General features: G+C 61.8%; 17 protein-coding genes and 1 riboswitch. Of the genes, 9 read left to right on the top strand and 8 right to left on the bottom strand.

The genetic code is table 11. From position 1 onward, the window contains the following. Positions 1–148 precede the first annotated feature (148 nt). Positions 149–1,318, top strand: a complete 1,170-nt coding sequence (locus FBX99_RS19210; RefSeq protein ID WP_144926286.1) for an MFS transporter — start codon at positions 149–151, stop codon at positions 1,316–1,318. On the opposite strand, the gene FBX99_RS19205 is transcribed toward FBX99_RS19210, so the two are convergent. Both FBX99_RS19205 and FBX99_RS19200 read right to left on the bottom strand, forming a co-directional pair. Beyond that, positions 1,269–2,150, bottom strand: a complete 882-nt coding sequence (locus tag FBX99_RS19205) for a formate/nitrite transporter family protein (RefSeq protein ID WP_144926283.1) — start codon at positions 2,148–2,150, stop codon at positions 1,269–1,271. The two genes, FBX99_RS19210 and FBX99_RS19205, sit on opposite strands and share 50 nt — an antisense overlap. A gap of 192 nt (positions 2,151–2,342) precedes the next feature. Further along, on the bottom strand, positions 2,343–2,747 hold the full coding sequence (locus FBX99_RS19200) for an acyl-CoA thioesterase (RefSeq protein ID WP_024778852.1): 405 nt from the start codon (positions 2,745–2,747) through the stop codon (positions 2,343–2,345). Between the two features lie 190 nt (positions 2,748–2,937). Next, positions 2,938–3,043: riboswitch (S-adenosyl-L-homocysteine riboswitch) on the top strand. A gap of 23 nt (positions 3,044–3,066) precedes the next feature. Between FBX99_RS19200 and ahcY the strand changes: the two genes are divergently transcribed. From ahcY to FBX99_RS19175, 5 genes are all read left to right on the top strand, one after another. After that, on the top strand, positions 3,067–4,476 hold the full coding sequence (gene ahcY, locus FBX99_RS19195) for an adenosylhomocysteinase (RefSeq protein WP_024778853.1): 1,410 nt from the start codon (positions 3,067–3,069) through the stop codon (positions 4,474–4,476). 176 nt (positions 4,477–4,652) lie between these two features. After that, the gene (gene metF, locus FBX99_RS19190; RefSeq protein WP_144926280.1) at positions 4,653–5,498 is read left to right on the top strand and encodes a methylenetetrahydrofolate reductase [NAD(P)H]; all 846 of its coding nucleotides are present in this window, start codon (positions 4,653–4,655) and stop codon (positions 5,496–5,498) included. Between the two features lie 72 nt (positions 5,499–5,570). Further along, complete coding sequence (locus FBX99_RS19185; protein WP_145132560.1) at positions 5,571–6,656, top strand: hypothetical protein; 1,086 nt, start codon at positions 5,571–5,573, stop codon at positions 6,654–6,656. Between the two features lie 115 nt (positions 6,657–6,771). Continuing rightward, the gene (locus FBX99_RS19180) at positions 6,772–7,530 is read left to right on the top strand and encodes an ABC transporter substrate-binding protein (RefSeq protein ID WP_144926275.1); all 759 of its coding nucleotides are present in this window, start codon (positions 6,772–6,774) and stop codon (positions 7,528–7,530) included. 258 nt (positions 7,531–7,788) lie between these two features. Then, complete coding sequence (locus FBX99_RS19175) at positions 7,789–9,636, top strand: DEAD/DEAH box helicase (RefSeq protein WP_145132558.1); 1,848 nt, start codon at positions 7,789–7,791, stop codon at positions 9,634–9,636. A gap of 251 nt (positions 9,637–9,887) precedes the next feature. Here FBX99_RS19175 and FBX99_RS19170 read toward each other — a convergent pair whose 3' ends face one another. The 3 genes from FBX99_RS19170 to FBX99_RS19160 form a co-directional block, all read right to left on the bottom strand. After that, positions 9,888–10,484, bottom strand: a complete 597-nt coding sequence (locus tag FBX99_RS19170; RefSeq protein WP_144926270.1) for a YceI family protein — start codon at positions 10,482–10,484, stop codon at positions 9,888–9,890. 32 nt (positions 10,485–10,516) lie between these two features. Beyond that, a complete protein-coding gene (locus FBX99_RS19165) occupies positions 10,517–11,068 on the bottom strand; it encodes a cytochrome b (RefSeq protein WP_144926267.1) in 552 nt (183 codons plus the stop codon). Between the two features lie 529 nt (positions 11,069–11,597). Beyond that, a complete protein-coding gene (locus FBX99_RS19160) occupies positions 11,598–13,373 on the bottom strand; it encodes a flavin monoamine oxidase family protein (protein WP_144926264.1) in 1,776 nt (591 codons plus the stop codon). A gap of 222 nt (positions 13,374–13,595) precedes the next feature. Here FBX99_RS19160 and FBX99_RS19155 point away from each other — a divergent pair, with 222 nt between their 5' ends. Together FBX99_RS19155 and FBX99_RS19150 are read left to right on the top strand one after the other, a co-directional pair. Continuing rightward, positions 13,596–15,002 carry an adenosylmethionine--8-amino-7-oxononanoate transaminase gene (locus tag FBX99_RS19155; RefSeq protein WP_145132556.1) on the top strand — a complete coding sequence of 469 codons (1,407 nt, stop codon included), beginning with the start codon at positions 13,596–13,598 and terminating at the stop codon, positions 15,000–15,002. 132 nt (positions 15,003–15,134) lie between these two features. After that, positions 15,135–15,854 carry a 16S rRNA (uracil(1498)-N(3))-methyltransferase gene (locus FBX99_RS19150; RefSeq protein ID WP_144926258.1) on the top strand — a complete coding sequence of 240 codons (720 nt, stop codon included), beginning with the start codon at positions 15,135–15,137 and terminating at the stop codon, positions 15,852–15,854. Between the two features lie 122 nt (positions 15,855–15,976). Here the strand turns inward: FBX99_RS19150 and FBX99_RS19145 are convergent, their stop codons facing one another. Continuing rightward, the gene (locus FBX99_RS19145; RefSeq protein ID WP_144926255.1) at positions 15,977–16,879 is read right to left on the bottom strand and encodes a transporter substrate-binding domain-containing protein; all 903 of its coding nucleotides are present in this window, start codon (positions 16,877–16,879) and stop codon (positions 15,977–15,979) included. A gap of 24 nt (positions 16,880–16,903) precedes the next feature. After that, a complete protein-coding gene (locus FBX99_RS19140; protein WP_144926252.1) occupies positions 16,904–18,145 on the bottom strand; it encodes a D-amino acid dehydrogenase in 1,242 nt (413 codons plus the stop codon). Between the two features lie 105 nt (positions 18,146–18,250). On the opposite strand from FBX99_RS19140, the gene FBX99_RS19135 reads away from it, so the two are divergent. Continuing rightward, on the top strand, positions 18,251–19,168 hold the full coding sequence (locus tag FBX99_RS19135) for a LysR family transcriptional regulator (RefSeq protein ID WP_145132554.1): 918 nt from the start codon (positions 18,251–18,253) through the stop codon (positions 19,166–19,168). Here the strand turns inward: FBX99_RS19135 and FBX99_RS19130 are convergent. Further along, positions 19,165–19,782, bottom strand: coding sequence for a hemolysin III family protein (locus FBX99_RS19130; RefSeq protein WP_041021146.1), 618 nt, complete (start codon positions 19,780–19,782; stop codon positions 19,165–19,167). The two genes, FBX99_RS19135 and FBX99_RS19130, sit on opposite strands and share 4 nt — an antisense overlap. Between the last annotated feature and the right edge of the window lie 88 nt (positions 19,783–19,870).

Genomic DNA, 19,870 nt, shown 5'->3' with positions numbered 1-19,870 from the left:
GCAGCTGTTTATACTGCAAACGACCACGCCGCATTCAGTTGCGCATAAGCCAATTCCAATAATTCTGCCGCCGCCCCTTCCCCGAGTCAGGGCAACGGCATGCGTATGCCTGATCAGAGCGTCAAGACTACAGACAGAGACCTCACGCATGCCACTCGCCTTGCTTGCCTTGGCCGTTGCCGCTTTCGGTATCGGCACCACTGAATTCGTCATCATGGGTTTGCTGCCCGATGTCGCCCGCGACCTGGCGGTAAGCATTCCCCAGGCCGGCCTGTTGATTACCGGCTATGCCCTGGGCGTGGTGTTCGGCGCGCCGATCCTGGCGGTCGGCACCGCCAACATGCCGCGCAAGGCGACGTTGCTGGGCATGACGCTGATGTTCATCCTGGGCAACATGCTCTGCGCCCTGGCACCGAACTACGCCACGCTGATGGCCGCCCGCGTCATCACAGCGCTATGCCATGGTGCATTTTTCGGCATCGGCTCCGTGGTGGCGGCCGGGCTGGTCGCGCCGAACAAACGCGCCCAAGCCATCGCCATGATGTTCACCGGCCTGACCCTGGCCAACGTCCTCGGCGTCCCCCTGGGCACCGCGCTGGGGCAATACGCCGGCTGGCGTTCGACCTTCTGGGCCGTGTCGGTGATCGGCGTCATCGCCGCCATCGCCCAATGGCTGTGGCTGCCCAGGGAAATCACCATGGAGAAGGCCAACCTGGCCAGCGAGTTCAAGGTGCTGGGCAAAACCAGCGTGCTGCTGGCCCTGGGCATGAGCGTATTGGCGTCTACCAGCCTGTTCAGCGTGTTCACTTACATCGCACCGATTCTCCAGGACATCACCGGGGTCAGCCCCCACGGCATCACCCTCATGTTGCTGTTGTTCGGGGTCGGCCTGACGGCTGGCAGCTTCCTCGGCGGGCGCCTGGCGGATCGGCGTCTGCTGCCGTCACTGGTGGGCATGGCCCTGGCCGTGGTGCTGGTGCTGGCCGCGTTCAGCCAGACCAGCCACTCAGTGATTCCGGCAGCCATCACGTTGGTGCTGTGGGGGATCTTCGCCTTCGCCCTGTGCCCGATCCTGCAGTTGCTGATCATCGACCAAGCCCATGAAGCGCCGAACCTGGGCTCTACGCTGAACCAGAGTGCCTTCAACCTGGGCAACGCGGCGGGTGCCTGGATCGGCGGGCTGGTGGTCGGCAGCGGGGTCGACCTGGCCGAGCTGCCCTGGACCGGGGCCCTGGTCGCCGGATTGACCGTGCTGACGGCCCTGTACTTCATTCGTCACCAACGTCGCCTGGGCGCTCCGGTGGGGGTGACCGATTAGGCGTGCCGCTCTCGCTGCGCACTTGCGCGTGGCTGAGCAGCGCAAAGATGAAGCTGCCACCGATGATGTTTCCCGCCAGGGTCGGCGCGGCGAATACCAGCCAGAAGTCTTCCCACGACAACTGCCCGGCGAATACCAGATACGACACTTCGGCGGAACCGACGACAATGTGGGTGAAGTCGCCAAGCGCCATCAGGTAAGTGATGAGGATAATGATCCACATCTTGGCGCTTTCCATGGAGGGGATCATCCAGACCATGGTGGCAATCATCCAGCCGGAAATGATGCCCTTGGCGAACATCTGGCGGGTGTCGTTTTCCATGACCTTGCGACCGATCTCGAGGAAAGCCAAGTCAGTTCGCTGGTCGAAAATCGGCAGATGCAGCATCACATAGGCCACCAGCAAGGTGCCGCACAGGTTGCCCACCAATACGATACCCCATAGCCGCAACAGCCGACCGAAATTGCCCAGGGTGGGTTTGCTCATGATCGGCAGCACGGCGGTCAGGGTGTTTTCGGTGAACAATTGCTGGCGGGCCAGGATCACCGCGAGAAAACCGGCGCAGTAGCCAAAACTGGCAATCACCTTGAAGGCCTCGCCCTCCGGCAATCGGGAATTGAGTAGCCCCATCGCCATCAGCGACAGGCCCATGGTCAACCCGGCCGCCAGGGCCGACCACCAGAGCGCGGCGACACTGCGCTCCAGCTCCTGATTGCCCTGGGTGCGGATGATTTCATGCAGCACCGCGGCCCGCGGCGGCTGGTTACGGTCGACTTCGTGCTTTTCCTGGGCGGAAAGGTCAGGGGTCTTGCCGTCTTCGTGGGTGTCCATAGAGCTCCTGAACCGGTGGCGTGATGAATCTACGACACGTGGTGTGCGGAGCTGTTCAGTGCTGACTCAAGCTTGATTGAAACCAGGGATTTTTCAGTGTTTGCAGGACCGCTATCGCGAGCAGGCTCGCTCCACAGGGGAATGATGACTTCTGTGGGAGCGAGCCTGCCCGCGATGGGCGCATCGCCCATCTCACTCGCTGGCGATATCGTCCTTGAACTGATCCTTGACGTACTTGATCTCGGTCCGCCCATGGGGCGCCGGCAGACCATCCTCGCCAAGATTGACGAAGACCATTTTTTCCACGGTCAGGATGCTCTTGCGGGTGATCTTGTTGCGCACTTCACAGGTCAAGGTGATGGAAGTGCGGCCAAATTCAGTGGCGGTAATCCCCAGTTCGATGATGTCGCCCTGGCGCGAAGCGCTGACGAAGTTGATTTCCGAGATGTATTTGGTCACCACGCGCTGGTTGCCCAACTGGACGATGGCGTAGATTGCCGCTTCCTCGTCGATCCAGCGCAGCAGGCTGCCACCGAACAGGGTGCCATTGGGGTTGAGGTCTTCGGGCTTGACCCATTTGCGGGTGTGGAAATTCATGATCACTCCTGAGCGTCTTGCCGATGGATGGCTGCATCATGGCAGACCGGGCAGGCAGGCTCTACGTCGCCGGTTCAATAACGGTCATCGGCATTTTTGATTTGCCGACAGAAACCCTTTGGAAGATCCGAATAGCCCGCTATAATCGCCCTCGCTTTAACCGGCCCACGCTGTGGACCGTTCCCGCCACCTGTCCGAGGGGCGCTGCAGCAGGCAAGACCTGTCAGGCTCGGATGGGGCGTTGTTCGCTCGGTACTCCCGCACGGACACTAAACGCACAACGGCGCCCATTCGCATACATTACGAATGGAGGCTCTTCATGAGCGCTGTTATCACGCCTGCAGATTTTACCGATTACAAAGTCGCCGATATGTCCCTGGCCGCCTGGGGCCGCCGCGAGATCATCATCGCCGAATCCGAAATGCCGGCCCTGATGGGTCTGCGTCGCAAATACGCCGGTGAACAACCGCTCAAGGGCGCGAAGATCCTCGGCTGCATCCACATGACCATCCAGACCGCCGTACTGATCGAGACCCTGGTCGCCCTGGGTGCCGAAGTGCGCTGGTCGTCCTGCAACATCTTCTCGACCCAGGACCAAGCCGCCGCCGCCATTGCCGCTGCCGGTATCCCGGTGTTCGCCTGGAAAGGCGAGACCGAGCAGGAATACGAGTGGTGCCTGGAGCAGACCATCCTCAAGGATGGCCAGCCGTGGGACACCAACATGATCCTCGACGACGGCGGCGACCTGACCGAATTGCTGCACAAGAAATACCCGGCCGTGCTGGACAAGGTCCACGGTGTGACCGAAGAAACCACCACCGGCGTGCATCGCCTGCTGGACATGCTGGCCAAGGGCGAGCTGAAGATCCCGGCCATCAACGTCAACGACTCGGTGACCAAGAGCAAGAACGACAACAAGTACGGCTGCCGTCACAGCCTCAACGACGCCATCAAGCGCGGCACCGACCATCTGTTGTCGGGCAAGCAGGCACTGGTGATCGGCTACGGTGACGTGGGCAAGGGCTCGGCCCAGTCCCTGCGCCAGGAAGGCATGATCGTCAAGGTGTCCGAAGTCGACCCGATCTGCGCCATGCAAGCCTGCATGGACGGTTTCGAATTGGTTTCGCCGTTCATCGACGGGATCAACGACGGCACCGAAGCCAGCATCGACAAGGCCTTGCTGGGCAAGATCGACCTGATCGTGACCACCACCGGCAACGTCAATGTCTGCGACGCGAACATGCTCAAGGCCCTGAAGAAGCGCGCCGTGGTGTGCAACATCGGTCACTTCGACAATGAAATCGACACCGCTTTCATGCGCAAGAACTGGGCTTGGGAAGAAGTGAAGCCACAGGTTCACAAGGTTCACCGCACCGGCACTGGCAGCTTCGACCCACAGAACGACGACTACCTGATCCTGCTGGCCGAAGGCCGCCTGGTTAACCTGGGCAACGCCACCGGTCATCCAAGCCGGATCATGGACGGTTCGTTCGCCAACCAGGTCCTGGCCCAGATCTTCCTGTTCGGCCAGAAATACGCCGACCTGTCGCCGGCCCAGAAAGCCGAGCGCCTGACCGTGGAAGTACTGCCGAAAAAGCTCGACGAAGAAGTGGCCCTGGAAATGGTCCGCGGTTTCGGCGGCGTGGTCACCAAACTGACCAAGCAACAGGCTGACTACATCGGCGTGACCGTCGAAGGCCCGTTCAAGCCGCACGCTTACCGGTACTGACGGCAGCTGCAAGCTTTGAGCTTCAAGCTACAAGTAAAAGCAGTTCGTTTACTTGTGGTTTGAGGCTTACTTCTTCATCGCTATTACGCAGCCGCGAGCTGCAAGCTTAAGCACAAGAATTCGGCACACCGCCCTCTTGCAGCTTGCAGCTTGAAGCTCGCAGCTGGAGGCCCCCCATGTCCCAAGACCGTCGCTACAGCTTCGAGTTCTTCCCGACGAAGACCGATGCTGGACATGAAAAACTGATCGCCACTGCCCGCCAGTTGGCGAACCACAATCCCGACTTCTTTTCCTGCACCTATGGCGCCGGCGGCTCGACCCGCGACCGTACGCTGAACACCGTGTTGCAGCTGGAAAGCGAAGTCAAAATCCCGGCCGCCCCGCACCTGTCCTGCGTAGGCGACAGCAAGGACGACTTGCGCACCCTGCTGGCCCGGTACAAAGCCGCAGGCATCCAGCGTATCGTTGCCCTGCGCGGTGACCTGCCCTCGGGCATGGGCATGGCCAGTGGCGAGCTGCGCCACGCCAGCGACCTGGTGAACTTCATTCGTGAAGAAACCGGCGAGCACTTTCACATCGAAGTCGCCGCTTATCCGGAAATGCACCCCCAGGCGCGTAACTTCGAAGACGATCTGCGTAATTTCGTCAACAAGGCCAACTCCGGGGCCAACAGTGCGATCACCCAGTACTTCTTCAACGCCGACAGTTACTTCTACTTCGTCGAACGCGTGCGCAAGATGGGCGTGGACATCCCTGTCGTGCCGGGAATCATGCCGATCACCAACTACAGCAAGCTGGCGCGCTTCTCCGACGCCTGTGGTGCGGAAATACCCCGGTGGATCCGCAAACAGCTGGAAGCCTACGGCGACGACACATCCAGCATCCAACGCTTCGGCGAGGACGTGGTCACACAAATGTGTGAGCGTTTATTGCAAGGCGGCGCACCCGGGCTGCATTTCTATACTCTGAACCAGGCCGAACCCAGCCTAGCGGTCTGGAACAACCTCAACCTGCCACGTTAGACGCAATGTCGTGACAAGAAGGCCTTGGCGAAAGCCAGGGCCTTTTACCAATGATGCTCAAGGATTGCAGTGATGCCAAACGACCCCTGGTCGCCAACTCCACAGCTCATCTATCTGGTCTACGGGGCCGCGACCTATCATCAGGAAGCCGTGTTCAGTATCGCCAGCGCCCTCGCCGGCCTGCGCGAAACCCCGGGTGAAGCGCTGGACATCCAGGTATTCACTGACAATCCCAAGCCCTACGAGGGGCTGCCGGTGCGTTTGCGCCCCCTGGACAACGAGACCCGACAGGCCTGGACGCAACCCCACGGCTATCACTTCCGTGCCAAGCATGTGGTCATGCAGAAAGTGCTCAAGGAAACCGAGCTGGCCCTTCTGATCGACACCGATACCTTCTTCCATTGCTCGCCGCTAGAGCTGTTCCGGCGCATCCAGCCCGGCACGCTGCTATGCAATGCCATCACCCTGAACTACGGCGACAACAAGGATGCCGAGCTCTACGTGGCCTTGGCGCAGGTCCTGCAGCAGCGCCAACTGGCGGACGACAACATGCTACTGCTCAACTCCGGGGTGATCGGTCTTCATTCAAGCGATGCAGACGTGCTGGATCGTTCGATTGCACTGATGGATGAGCTTTATCCCCTGGCCAGAGGGGCCTATACCCTGGAGGAATTCTGCCTCTCGGTGGCAGCCTATCATCGGGTGCAGGTACGCGAGTGTCCGGATCTGATCCACCATTACTGGAGCCGCAAGCAACTGTTCCGCGCCAAGACCAAGGCCTGGCTGGATAAGCACCACGCCGATCCCGTCTGCCAACAGGCCCTGGATGAAACCCGGCAGGTTACCGCCACCCTGCCCCGCCCCCCGACGTTGCAGCGCCTGGCCTATAAACTTGTCACCGTGGCGCTGCCCGGCCATAAGCGACAATTCATGCGGGAGATTCTCTACGGCTGCCACCGTCATGCGAATCAGTTCGATCAGGCTTGCGCCCCGGTCTGGTGGGAAAAGGCCCTCGAGAACGTCGAGCACCGCCTGAAAAAGCCATTGGAAGACCACGAGCTCAAACGCTGGCTCGACCATCCGCTGATTCGCCTGGTGCTGGGGCGTCGCCGCAAAGCCATCTACTCGCACCTGATGCAAACCAAGGGCAACGAGTGACGTGCGTCGCCTGATTCGTGCACTCAGATGAACCGCACAGATCATTAGGCCACGCGCCGAGTAGCGAGCCAGAGCGCTCTAGCTATTTGGTCCGTACTCGTCGTAACCTCAGGCCATGCCCGTCATCGCCCAATTACTGACCGCCCTTCTTCTCCTGTGCCTGAGCCTCGCCGCCCGGGCCGAGAAGTTGCGTATCGTCACCGAACCCTGGTCGCCCTACGTCTTCGAGGAGAATGGCAAGATTCTGGGGCTGGACTACGAAACCACGGCCATCGTGTTCAAGCGCCTGGGCATTGATGTCGAATGGCAACTACTGCCATGGAAACGTTGCCTGGCGATGCTGGAGCAAGGGCTGGCGGATGGGGCACTGGATATTTTCCATAGCGACGAACGCGACTCCCTGCTGCTCTACCCCAACGAGCCATTGTCGGAGGTGGAGTTCGTGATGTTCCATGCCAACGCCAGGCCCCATCCATTTCGCACGCTCGCGGACCTGAGCGGCCTGACCGTCGGCACATCGCCCGGCTATCTCTATAACCAGGCGTTCCGCGAATCGACCCTGTTCAAGCGTGAAACGGCCCCTACCCATGAAGCCAACTTCGGCAAGCTGCAGCTGGGCCGGATCGATCTGCTCATCACCGATCGCCGGGTGGGCCGGCATTTGCTCAAGCAGATGCAATTGGGCGACCAGATCAGCGAAAACCCCACCGTTGTAAGCCGTCAAAGCCAATACCTGGCCCTGCGGCGCAAGGCCGGGATGGACCTGCTGGTGCAGCGTTTCAGCGCCGAGCTCAAGCGCTTCAAGCGCGAACCGGCCTATGCCGAGCTGAGCGCACGCTACGGTGCCGCGCCCGCCGATGGGAGGCTGAAATAAACCGTTGAGCAGCAGGAAAGCGGCGCACGGCGTTTGCTCTGTTATACTCGCGCCTTCCCGCCAGGCTCACGCCCGGACGCCCGGTCTTGCAAAAGGCATCCCGACACCGCTACAGCGCAGCTTCCAGCCAGCGCGAGCCCTGTCCGGAGCTGTCTTCCAGACCCGGCAGGACCGGACGGGATGACGTCTTTTTGAACGTCATTCGCGCCAGGCAAGATTATCCCATTGGGCCAGGCCCTCACTAAAACAGGATTACTCATGTCCTTTGCTTCCCTCGGTCTCTCCGAGGCTTTAGTCGGCGCCATCGAAGCCGCCGGCTACACCGAGCCTACCCCGGTGCAACAGCGGGCCATTCCCGCCGTGTTGCAAGGTCGCGATCTGATGGTCGCCGCACAGACAGGTACTGGTAAAACCGGCGGTTTCGCCCTCCCGATCCTGGAGCGGCTGTTCCCTAACGGTCACCCGGACAAATCCCAGCGTCACGGCCCGCGACAACCGCGCGTACTGGTCCTGACCCCTACCCGGGAACTGGCTGCCCAGGTCCACGAGAGCTTCAAGGTCTACGCCCGCGACCTGAAATTCGTCAGCGCCTGCATTTTCGGCGGTGTCGGCATGAATCCCCAGGTCCAGGCCATGGCGCGCGGCGTCGACGTGCTGGTGGCCTGCCCCGGCCGCCTGCTGGATCTGGCCGGCCAGGGCAGCGTCGATCTGTCCCACGTTGAAATCCTCGTGCTGGACGAAGCCGACCGCATGCTCGACATGGGTTTTGTCCATGACGTGAAGAAAGTCCTCGCCCGCCTGCCCGCCAAGCGTCAGAACCTGCTGTTTTCGGCAACGTTCTCCAAAGACATCACCGACCTGGCCGGCAAGCTGCTGCACAACCCGGAGCGCATCGAAGTCACGCCGCCGAACACCACGGTCGAACGCATCGAACAGCGCGTATTCCGCCTGCCGGCCAGCCATAAGCGCAGCCTGCTGGCGCACTTGATCACCACCGGCGCCTGGGAACAGGTCCTGGTGTTCACCCGCACCAAGCACGGCGCTAACCGCCTGGCCGAGTACCTGGACAAGCATGGCCTGCCCGCCGTGGCGATCCACGGCAACAAGAGCCAGAACGCCCGCACCAAGGCCTTGGCCGATTTCAAGGCCGGCGAAGTACGGATCCTGGTTGCCACCGACATCGCCGCCCGCGGCCTGGACATCGACCAACTGCCCCACGTGGTCAACTTCGAGCTGCCAAACGTCGATGAAGACTACGTGCACCGTATCGGCCGTACCGGCCGGGCCGGTCGTTCGGGCGAAGCGATCTCGTTGGTCGCACCGGACGAAGAAAAGCTGCTCAAGAGCATCGAGCGCATGACCCGGCAGAAGATTCCCGATGGCGATCTGATGGGCTTCGATGCCAGCACCATCGAGGCCGAAAAGCCTGAGGTGCGTGAGCGCCCGGACGTGCGCAACCCGCGCAATCCACGCGGCCCACGGGGTGATGGTCCGAATGGCGGCGGTGGCGGCCGCAAGGACAAGGGCAAAGGCAAGGAAAAACCGGCTGGCGGCAGTCGCGGCGAACGCCCGGCACGTGAGCAAAAGCCCCGCGAAGGCACGCCAGCCCGTGAGCAACAGCGCCCGGTCCCTCGTGCCGCCGCTGATCGCGCTCCAGACGAGTTTCTGGACGACGATATCGATAACTTCGGTAACCGCGTCGACTACGTGCCACAGCAGAAACCGGCTCAGGGTCGCGGTCGCCGTCCGGGTGCTCCGGCACAGGGCGCCGGCGCAGGCGCTCCACGCGGCGGCCAGTCACAGGGTCGCCAGAACGGTCCGCGCAACAGTAACGGTTCGTCCACCGGCACCCCGCCCGCCAAGCGCAACGGCCCGCGCAATGGCGGCCCTCGCGATGGTCAGGCCCGCCGCGAAGACGCCCGCCGTCGCCCGGCCCGCGATGACCAGGCGCGCCAGGAACCGGCGGTGCAAAACCCTCGCGGCAACCAGCCGAAAATCATGCACAAGGAGTCGAAGCTCGACCGCTTCCCGACGCCTGAACAGCTGGACCAACTGCCAAGCCGCCCACGGGGTGAAAAACCTGCGTTGCTGACTCGTAATCGCTGAGTTTTTCCAGGCCTTGAAAAATGCCCCCGATCTCACGGTCAGGGGCATTTTTTGTATCGTCGCAGATCCAAATGTGGGAGCGGGATTGTTCGCGAATGCGGTGTGTCAGGCAACGTGATTGGCGCAGGTGCACCGCATTCGCGAGCAAGCCCGCTCCCACACGGGTTCTGCGTTATCTTTCGAATTTCGTATGGCAATAAAAAAACGCCCCCGATCGCAGGATCGGGGGCGTTTTTTGTCAGGCGCGAATGTTACTTCGCCTTGACGCCTTCAAACGAAACGTACAGCTCAACCAAGTCGGACGATGGGCCCAGGTCTTTTTGCTTGCCGAAGTCGGAACGCTTGATGCTGGTGGTGCCTTCAAAACCGGCACGGTAGCCGCCCCATGGATCCTTGCCTTCGCCCAGGAAGGTAGCCTTGACCACCACCGGCTTGGTCACGCCCAGCAGGGTCAGGTCGCCGGTAACATCGGCAGTTTCCTTGCCATCGGCGTTCTTGCCGGTGGACTTGACGCTGGTGGAAACGAATTTCGCATCGGCGAATTTGCCCGCGTTCAGGAAATCGGCGCTGGCGATGTGCTTGTCACGCTCGGCGTGGTTGGTGAACACGCTGGCGGTACGAACGTTGAACTCGATCTTGCTGTCTTCAGGCTTGGCAGCATCGAAGCTGAACTTGCCGTCGATGTCCTTGAAAGTACCAGTGATGAAGCTGTAGCCCAGGTGGCTGATCTTGAAGTCGACGAAGGCATGCTGGCCTTCCTTGTCGACTACATAGTCGGCAGCCATGGCCTGGCCGGCCGACAGCAGTGCAGAACCGATTGCCAGGGCGGCGAGCGTCTTTTTCAACATGCTTTCTATTCCTTTGGAGTCGAGGTTGAACATCAGGCTTGGCGCCCCAGCATTCGCTTGAGGGTCGCGTCACGGTCAATAAAGTGGTGTTTCAGTGCTGCCAAGGCATGAAGGCCGGAAAAGATGACCAGCGCCCATGCCAGGTACAGGTGGATCTGGCCGGCGACGTCTGCCTGGTCGGGCAGTCCGGACACCAGCGCGGGTACTTCAAACAAACCGAACACCGGAATCCCGACACCGTCGGCGGTGGAAATCAGGTAACCGGCAACCATCACGGCAAACAACCCGAGATACAGGGCACTATGACCGATCTTCGCACCGATACGGGTCATGCGCCCATAGGTGTCCAGGGTCGGTGGCGGTGGGCTGACAAAACGCCAGACCACCCGCAGCAACATCACCGCCAGCAGCACCAGGCCAATGCTCTTGTGCAGGTCCGGCGCGTCTTTGCGCCAGGTGCTGTAGTAATCCAGCCCGACCATCCACAGACCCAGCGCGAACAACCCGTACACCACCAGCGCCACGCCCCAGTGCATGACGATGCTGACCCAGCCGTAGCGAGAAGAAGAGTTGCGTAGCTGCATTGCTCATATCCTGTAAAAACTGCGACCAAGACTAGCGAGTTATCTATCGATTTAAAGCGGAAATTTTCGCTTTGAAATATCGAGAAATACGATGATCAGTCTGGAGGGGGTGGGTTAAGGAAAGATTAAAGTGGATGGACTGTGTGAGAGCGGGGTAAAACAGCTAATGACCGTGTCGCCTGGGCAATACATCCCGATCCGCTCAGTGAATCAATTGACCGAGCATTCAGGCTTATAGGGGGCTATCTCGCATCTGTAGGCTAATTGAGGATCCCGCTTTGGAATCATTTTTGCCTTTTTGATGAACTCATCAGATACGCAACCAGCGAGAGCCGTCAGGATTATTGCTGCTTTCATGTTCAGTGCTCCGGTGTTCTACGCAGCCTAAAGCTTGCGATCCGGGCCACCCCATCATTCCCTTCCGATTACCCTGTGGGAAGTATCTGATATACCCAATGCCTGAACATCGACCTTGCTAGCAGGCAAAAAAAAGCGCGACCCTTGGGCCGCGCTTTTTTACGCCTGGACGTTACTGAGCCGGGGTCTCAGTGGTCGCCGCCGGTTTCGCCGCTGGCTTCTTTGCCGGTTCAGCCTTTTTCACTGGCGCCTTGGCCGGGGCTTTTTTCGCCGCGGTCTTGGCTGCCGGTTTCTTCGGCGCGGCTTTGGTCGTGGCCTTTTTAGTCGGCTCGGCTTTTACCGGCGCCGCAGGCTTTGGCGCTTCCACCGGCGCTGGGGCCGGGGTTGGCGCAGGCGCCGGGGCCGGGGCCGGTGCTGGCGGAACTACCGGCTCTGGGGCCTTGACCGGCTCTGGCTTCTTCTCGTCATCCGAACCGCCAAACAGGTTGGTGAAGAAGTTGCCTTTCTTCGCCGCCACTGCACCTGCAGCCGCTGCCGTCGCGGCCGGAGCAACCTTGGCCGGCTCGAACGACTTGCCCGCCGCCAGGTCTTGCACTTGGCTGGCCGCGCGCTGACCACTGCGTAACGCGCCTTCCAGGGTGCCTGGGTACAGGGCGTCGGTGTGTTCACCGGCAAAGGCAATACGCTGCAACGGTTTTTCCCACAGACGCCAATACTTGCTGATCTGGCCCGGACCAAAGGCCAGGTACGAACCGCCCGTGGACGGATCGGTGCTGTAGCGGCGGATTTCGTAACCGGTGAAAGCCCCGCGGGCCTGTGGGTAGAACGTGTGCAGGCGGATCAGCACCTGGTCGACCATCTGCTTGTCGCCAAAAGCCTGCATCACCCGAGCACTGTCGCCCGAGAGGTTGATGATCACATTGGCACCGCCCTTCACCGCCGGCTCGATCCACATCATGCCCAGTCCGGCGTTGCTGAAGATTTCACCCGACATGCGCGCCTTGCTGTCCCAGACCGGGGTCTTGAACTTGAGCATGATCTGGTCGCGCCAGCCGTAGTTGGTGCCTTTGATCGCGCCAAGGTGCTGGGCATCCAGGGCCGGGGTCAGTTGGATCTTGTTCAAGGCGCGCAGCGGTACCGCCAGCACCACGTAATCGGCCTGGTAGCCGACGCTGCCGACCTTGACAGTCACGCCGTCTTTGTCTTGGGAAATGGCTGACACCGGAGAATCGGTCTTGATGGTTTTCAGTTGCTTGAGGAAAGCCTGGGCCAACACCTGGCTGCCGCCGAGCAAACGCGAAGCCCGCAGGTCGCGGTCGGACACGCCGCGATTGACCCGGTTCTGCTGTGCGAAATACAACAGCGACAGGCGCGAAGGTTCGTCGTAACGGGTACGGATCTCCTGGTTCACCAATTGCCGTGCGGTGGCCGGCAGTTGCAAGCGATCAAGCCAGGCGGACACGGTCATCTGGTCCAACGCATGCAACGTGCTGGTGGCCGCTGGATTCAGCGGGTCTTCGATGGAGCGTGCCAGCTCGTCCAGGGTGGTTTCGTAGCGCTTGATGGCTTCGGCGGTGGCCGGTTGCTTCGCGGCCAGGTCAGCGGCGGTGAAGTAGGTGCCGTCGATCAGATAGCTGGGGGTGCGCACGAACTCGGGGGCCGGGGTGGTGCCCAGCTTGAACGTCGAGACATATTTGTTCAGCACCGGCTGGGTCTTTTCGTTGCCGATCCATTCACTGGTGGCCATGCCCGAACGACCGCCCACGCTGGGCTTGGCTTCCAGCAGGGTCACCGCCCAGCCTTTGTTCTGCAACTCATAGGCCGCCGTGAGCCCCGCCAGGCCGCCACCGATGACGATAGCCGTCGGTTGCTTGTCCTTCGCCAGCGCCGTAACGCTGAAAAGCCCTATCACCACCAGCGCACACGCGCGCAGCCAACCAGCAGACATTCAACGAACTCCGGAATAAAACAGGAAAATTTCAGGTTTCGAGCCAGCCGGCTCCGAGAACGGCGAAGAATACGCCAGCCATCAAAACGCCGCCAGCGACGTCTATCGCCTCGCTCAAAGCAGCAGGAACGACACAATGGGTTGTTCGCAGGGCCGTCATTGCATAGGCTTGCGCGATTGTCTGGCCCGCGCCCGCCGCGAGCCGCCTCGAGGAGACTGTAAATGGGCCTGAATAACCAGTGGATGCAACGCGACCTCGCGGTGCTGTGGCATCCCTGCACCCAGATGAAAGACCACGAACAACTGCCGCTGATCCCCATCAAGCGCGGTGAGGGCGTGTGGCTGGAAGACTTCGAAGGCAAGCGCTACCTCGACGCCGTCAGCTCCTGGTGGGTCAACGTGTTCGGCCACGCGAACCCACGCATCAACCAGCGGATCAAGGACCAGGTCGATCAGTTGGAGCATGTGATCCTCGCCGGCTTCAGCCACCAACCGGTGATCGAGCTGTCCGAGCGCCTGGTGAGGATGACACCGGAAGGCCTGACCCGGTGTTTCTATGCCGATAACGGCTCGTCCTGCATCGAAGTGGCGATGAAGATGAGCTTCCATTACTGGGTCAATCGCGGCCGTCCCGACAAGAAGCGCTTCGTCACCCTGAGCAACAGCTACCACGGCGAAACCATTGCGGCGATGTCGGTGGGCGACGTGCCGCTGTTCACCGAGACCTACAAGGCGTTGCTGCTGGACACCCTCAAGGTGCCGAGCCCCGACTGCTACCATCGCCCCGAGGGCGTGAGCTGGGAGGAACATTCACGCACGATGTTCGCGGCCATGGAACAGACCCTCGCCGAGCACCACGCCACTGTGGCGGCGGTGATCGTCGAGCCGCTGATCCAGGGCGCCGGCGGCATGCGCATGTATCACCCGGTGTACCTGAAACTGCTGCGCGAAGCCTGCGACCGCTATGGCGTACACCTGATCCATGATGAAATCGCCGTCGGCTTCGGCCGCACCGGGACGATGTTCGCTTGCGAGCAGGCCGGTATCACGCCGGATTTCCTCTGCCTGTCCAAGGCCTTGACCGGTGGCTACCTGCCGCTGGCGGCATGCCTGACCACCGACGAGGTCTACAGCGCGTTCTACGACGATTACCCCACCCTGCGCGCCTTCCTGCACTCCCACAGCTACACCGGTAACCCGTTGGCCTGCGCAGCCGCGCTGGCGACACTGGACATCTTCGAAGAAGACCACGTCATCGACAACAACAAGGCCCTGGCCCAACGCATGGCGAGCGCCACCGCGCACCTGGTCGATCACCCGAACGTGGCCGAAGTGCGCCAGACCGGCATGGTGCTGGCCATCGAGATGGTCAAGGACAAGGCGAGCAAGACCGCCTACCCATGGCAGGAACGGCGTGGCCTGACGGTGTTCCAGCATGCCTTGGAGCGCGGTGCATTGCTGCGACCGTTAGGTAGCGTGGTGTATTTCCTGCCGCCGTATGTCATCACCCCCGAGCAGATCGACTTCCTCGCCGACGTGGCCAGTGAAGGCATCGACATCGCCACGCGGGACAAGGTCAGCGTGGCGGTGCCGAAGGACTTTCACCCTGGGTTCCGTGATCCGGGCTGAACCCTGAACTGCTCGTTCCCACGCTCTGCGTGGGAACGCATCCCGTGACGCTCTGCGTCACTTTCACAGCGGACGCAGAGCGTCCGTGGCGGCATTCCCACGCGGAGCGTGGGAACGATCGAGAGAACACACATGAGACTGTCCCGCTTCTTCATCGACGCCCCCCTGAGCCTCGGCGACCACGAACTGCCTGAAGCCCAGGCCCACTACATCGGCCGTGTGCTGCGCATGGCCGAAGGCGATGCGGTGCAAGTGTTCGATGGCTCCGGCCAGGAGTTTCGCGGCACGTTGGCCGAAGTCGGCAAGAAGCGCGTGCGGGTGCAACTGGACGAGCAGTTCGCCGGGCAGCCTGAATCGCCGTTGCGCATCCACCTCGGCCAGGGCCTGTCCCGGGGCGAGCGCATGGACTGGGCGATCCAGAAGGCCACCGAGCTGGGGGTCAGCGAGATCACGCCGATTTTCAGCGAACGCTGCGAAGTGCGCCTCAAGGACGAACGCGCCGACAAACGCCTGCTGCACTGGCGCCAGGTGGCGATCAGCGCCTGTGAGCAATGCGGACGTTCGACCGTACCGGTGATCCATCCGCCGTTGCTGCTGGCCGACTGGCTGAAACAGGCCGATGCCGAACTGAAGCTGGTGCTGCACCCGGTGGCCGAGCCGCTGGTCAGCCATGCCAGACCGTCGACGCTGGCGTTCCTGATCGGCCCCGAGGGCGGTTTGTCCGAGGCTGAAGTCGAACAGGCTCAGAGTGTTGGTTACCACGCCGCCCGCCTCGGTCCCCGTGTGCTGCGAACCGAAACCGCGCCGGTGGTGGCGCTGGCAGTGGCGCAGCAGTTGTGGGGGGATTTCTAGATCCGCTGAAGCTCCATTTGTGGGAGCGGGCTTGCTCGCGAATGCGATCGGCCAGCAATATTAAAGTTGACTGACACACCGCTTTCGCGAGCAAGCCCGCTCCCACAGGAAAGATCCTTTCCCTACTGCACCGGATCACTCACCGGCCTGGCAATAATCGCCTTCAGCTCACTGGTCATCGGGAACTCCAGGTTCAGGCCCTTGGGGGGAATCGGTTTCTGGAACCAGCGCTCATAAATGGCGTTGATCTCGCCTGACTTGTACAAATCCCCCAGGGTCGCATTGACCAGCGCCAGGAACTGCGGATCGTCCTTGCGCACCATGCAGCTGTAGATTTCCCGCGATTGTTCCTCGCCCACCACGACCCATTTGTGTGGGTCGCGGGCCTTGGCTCGTTCGCCATAGAGCAGCGCATCGTCCATGTAGAATGCCGCCGCCCGGCCGGTCTCGAGCATCTGGAACGCTTCGCCATGGTCCTTCGCACTGATGACGAACAGGTCGGCCTTGTTGTCCTGGTTGTAACTCTTGAGGAAACGTTCGTTGGTGGTCCCGGCGGTGGTCACCACGTTCTTGCCCCGCAGGTCAGCGAAGCTGTGGATGCCGCTGTCCCTGGCCGTCAGCAACTGCCCCTTCACGTAGATGAAGCCGTAGGAAAATGCCACTTGCTTCTGCCGCTCGGCCGTCACCCCGGTGGAGCCACACTCCAGATCGACGGTGCCGTTCTGCACCAACGGGATGCGGGTCTGGGAGGTGACCAGGTTGTACTTCACCTCCAGTTGCGGCAGCGCCAGCTGGGCCTTGATCCGCTCGACGATTTTGTTTGCCAGGTCCACCGAGTAGCCCATCGGTTTGCCGCTGCTGTCACCTATGTAGGAAAACGGCACCGAGGCGTCGCGATATCCCAAGGTGATGCCATGGGTGCTGGCGATTTTCTCCAGCGTACCGCTCAAAGGTGCTTGTATAGCGTGGGCATGGGCGCTCAACAACAGGCTCAAGGTGCAGCCGATCAACGTGATTTTTTGCATTGTTATTCTCCGTTGCGGGTTGGGTCAGGCGACGCGGGGCGTGAGGCCCTGCAAATCTATGGACGGTGTGCGCTGGCGGATCAGTTCGCTGAGCAGGCGAGCGCTGCCGCAAGCCAGGGTGAAACCCAGTGCCCCATGGCCGAGGTTGAGCCACAGGTTGCGATAGCCGGTGGCGCCGATCAGCGGCACGCCGCTGGGCGTGGCCGGACGCATGCCGGCCCATTCGATGGCGTGTTCGTAGTCCCCGGCCATGGGGAAGGTTTCCCGGGCCTGGCGCTTGATCAGGGCCAGGCGCCGCGGGTCTGGCGTCGGGTCGAAGCCGACGATATCCACCATCGCCGCGACTCGCAAATGTTCGCCGATTCGCGCATAGACGATCTTGCGGTCATAGTCGGTAATGCTCAGGTCCGGGGCCCGATGCGCTGCGCCAATCGGCACGGTCAGGCTGTAACCCTTGAGCGGATACAGCGGCATTCGTACCCCCGGTAATGCCAGGGCCGCACTGCGGTGACCGGCAGCGATCACCAGGTTGTCCACCGACAAGCGCTGCCCGCCCAACTCAATGGCCTGCACTTGCCCGTCGGCGTGGCAAATGCCGGTCACCGTCTGCCCCAACAAGAACTCGCAGCGCCCCGAGGCCCGCAAGCGTGCGGCCAGTTGCTGGCAGAAAGCGTGGCAATCGGCGACCTCCTCGTCCGGCGTGTAGATCCCGCCCACCAACGGCAGGCCCGCCAGTGCCGGCTCCAGGCTGGCGCACTCGGCGGGCCCGAGCACCTGCTGGTGCACGTTATCCACCAGTCGTTGCCGGGCATGGTGGAAATGGGCGGCATCACGAAACGTCACCAGCTTGCCGTTACGCCGCCAGCCGAAGCCATCGAGGCGATCGTCTTCGCGCCAGTTCTGCAAGGTGGCCTGGCTCAGCAGCGCCAGGCGCAACAGATGGGCGCCGTTACGCCGGTTGACCGACGTCCGGCACGCCGCGATGAACCCAGCCATCCAGCGCCACTGGGCAGGGTCCAGGCGGGGCCGCAACCTGAGTGGCGAATCCCCGCGCAACATCCAGCCGAGCGCCTGCCAGGGCACCCCGGCGTCAGCCAGGGGGGCGACGTAGCGATAGGACAGCTGGCCGCCGTTGGCAAAACTGGTTTCGCTGCCCAGCGCGTTCCGGGCCTCTACCAGCGTCACGTCGATACCGTCGCGAACCAGTGCATAAGCCGTCGCCAACCCGACCACGCCACCGCCGATGATGCCCACCCGTTGCCCCATGTCCGTCTCACATCCGTTTCCGATCAGCTGAGGTTAGGGGCAGGTGACAGGTTCGGAACAATGAATAAAGATGGGGCACCTATAAACAAAGGTTATGGGACTGCCATGCGCCTTCGTCATATCGAGATATTCCAGGCCATACGCCAGGCCGGCTCCATCAGCGGCGCCGCGCAATTGCTGCACGTCTCCCAGCCGGCGGTGACCAAGGTGCTGCAGCACGCCGAGCAGCAGCTGGGCTTTGCCCTGTTCCTGCGGGTGCGCGGCAAGTTGCAGGCCACCCCCGAAGCCCTGGAGCTGGAACGTGAAGTCGACAAGGTCAGCGAAAGCCTGCAAGGCGTCCGGCGACTGGCCCAGAGCCTGCGCCGCCAGCCCGGGCAAAACCTGCGTATCGGCGCGACCCCGGCCCTGGCCCTGTCACTACTGCCAGCGGCCATTCGTCAATGGACAAGGCGCTACCCAGACATTGCCTGTGAGCTGTCCAGCGCCCACAGCCGTGAACTGGTGCAGAACCTGCTGATGCGCGAGATCGACGTTGCCCTGACCTTGCAGGCGCCTGATCATCCGGGGCTCAAGGCCCAGACCCTGGCCAGCGGTGTGCTGGTGGCGCTGGCGCCGAAGGGGCACTGGAGCGATGCGGCGGTGGGTAAACCGATGTCACTGCAGGAGCTGGCCGGCGCGCCCCTGATCGGCTTGTCCAGCGCCGATCCGCTCTCGGCCCGGCTGGACGGCTATCTGGAAGCGGTAAACCCTGCACCGCGCATCAGCATCGCGGTGCAGACGTACTCCCTGGCCCGGGCCATGGTGGAATCCGGTGCCGGCATGGCGGTGATCGACCCGTTCACGGCCCTCGGTGCCTCGAAGACCTGCACGGCGATCCGACCGTTGTCGCCACCGCTGCCCATCTCGCTCTACGCCGTGACCCGGGCCCATGAAGCACCGGTACACACCCTGGGCACCCTGCTGGAGATTTTCGCCAACCAGGCCCAGAGGCAACTGGATGGGTTATTCACGGCTGCCCGCTAAAGCACGTAGAACAGAATCGCCACGAAGTGCAGCAGGCTGCCGGCGATCACAAACAGATGCCAGATGCCATGGGCATGGCGCAATCGCTTATCGAGGGCGAAGAAAATGATGCCCACGGTGTACAACACCCCGCCCGAGGCCAGCCAGGCAAAACCGGTACTGCCCAGGGCCGCCAACAGCGGTTTGACCGCCACCAGCACGATCCAGCCCATTACGGCGTAGATCACGATCGACAGGATCCGCGCTTCGGAACGCGGCTTGATTTCCTGCAAGATACCAATCAAGGCCAGCCCCCAGACGATCCCGAACAACGTCCAGCCCCACGGCCCACGGAGGGTCACCAGGCAGAACGGCGTGTAGCTGCCGGCGATCAGCAGGTAGATCGAAAAATGATCGACCTTCTGCATGATTGCTTTTTTGCGCCCGCGCACGCTGTGATAGACCGTCGAGGCGCTGTACAGCACCAGCAGGGTAAACCCATAGATCGCCACGCTGACGATCTTCCACGGATCGCCGGTCAACCCGGCGAGCACCACCAGCCACACCCCGCCGATAAACGCCGCGATTGCCCCAACCAGATGGGTCCAGGCGTTCAGTCGTTCGCCGTGATACATCGATTCCTCCCCCTTCCATGATGAAACAGCCGCCAAGGCTCAGGCCTGCGGCGCAAAAGTGCAATGGTTTGCTGCTACCTCTGAACCC

This window comes from Pseudomonas sp. SJZ074 (genome assembly GCF_007828215.1).
In the GTDB taxonomy this organism is placed as follows: Bacteria; Pseudomonadota; Gammaproteobacteria; order Pseudomonadales; family Pseudomonadaceae; genus Aquipseudomonas.
The sequence above is the reverse complement of the archived record's forward strand: the minus strand, read 5'-3'. Positions and strand labels throughout refer to the sequence as shown.

Coding starts and splice junctions, on each gene's coding strand:
- FBX99_RS19210 (WP_144926286.1), top strand. CDS start 149: ATGCCACTCGCCTTGCTTGCCTTGGCCGTTGCCGCTTTCGGTATCGGC.
- FBX99_RS19205 (WP_144926283.1), bottom strand. CDS start 2,150: ATGGACACCCACGAAGACGGCAAGACCCCTGACCTTTCCGCCCAGGAA.
- FBX99_RS19200 (WP_024778852.1), bottom strand. CDS start 2,747: ATGAATTTCCACACCCGCAAATGGGTCAAGCCCGAAGACCTCAACCCC.
- ahcY (WP_024778853.1), top strand. CDS start 3,067: ATGAGCGCTGTTATCACGCCTGCAGATTTTACCGATTACAAAGTCGCC.
- metF (WP_144926280.1), top strand. CDS start 4,653: ATGTCCCAAGACCGTCGCTACAGCTTCGAGTTCTTCCCGACGAAGACC.
- FBX99_RS19185 (WP_145132560.1), top strand. CDS start 5,571: ATGCCAAACGACCCCTGGTCGCCAACTCCACAGCTCATCTATCTGGTC.
- FBX99_RS19180 (WP_144926275.1), top strand. CDS start 6,772: ATGCCCGTCATCGCCCAATTACTGACCGCCCTTCTTCTCCTGTGCCTG.
- FBX99_RS19175 (WP_145132558.1), top strand. CDS start 7,789: ATGTCCTTTGCTTCCCTCGGTCTCTCCGAGGCTTTAGTCGGCGCCATC.
- FBX99_RS19170 (WP_144926270.1), bottom strand. CDS start 10,484: ATGTTGAAAAAGACGCTCGCCGCCCTGGCAATCGGTTCTGCACTGCTG.
- FBX99_RS19165 (WP_144926267.1), bottom strand. CDS start 11,068: ATGCAGCTACGCAACTCTTCTTCTCGCTACGGCTGGGTCAGCATCGTC.
- FBX99_RS19160 (WP_144926264.1), bottom strand. CDS start 13,373: ATGTCTGCTGGTTGGCTGCGCGCGTGTGCGCTGGTGGTGATAGGGCTT.
- FBX99_RS19155 (WP_145132556.1), top strand. CDS start 13,596: ATGGGCCTGAATAACCAGTGGATGCAACGCGACCTCGCGGTGCTGTGG.
- FBX99_RS19150 (WP_144926258.1), top strand. CDS start 15,135: ATGAGACTGTCCCGCTTCTTCATCGACGCCCCCCTGAGCCTCGGCGAC.
- FBX99_RS19145 (WP_144926255.1), bottom strand. CDS start 16,879: ATGCAAAAAATCACGTTGATCGGCTGCACCTTGAGCCTGTTGTTGAGC.
- FBX99_RS19140 (WP_144926252.1), bottom strand. CDS start 18,145: ATGGGGCAACGGGTGGGCATCATCGGCGGTGGCGTGGTCGGGTTGGCG.
- FBX99_RS19135 (WP_145132554.1), top strand. CDS start 18,251: ATGCGCCTTCGTCATATCGAGATATTCCAGGCCATACGCCAGGCCGGC.
- FBX99_RS19130 (WP_041021146.1), bottom strand. CDS start 19,782: ATGTATCACGGCGAACGACTGAACGCCTGGACCCATCTGGTTGGGGCA.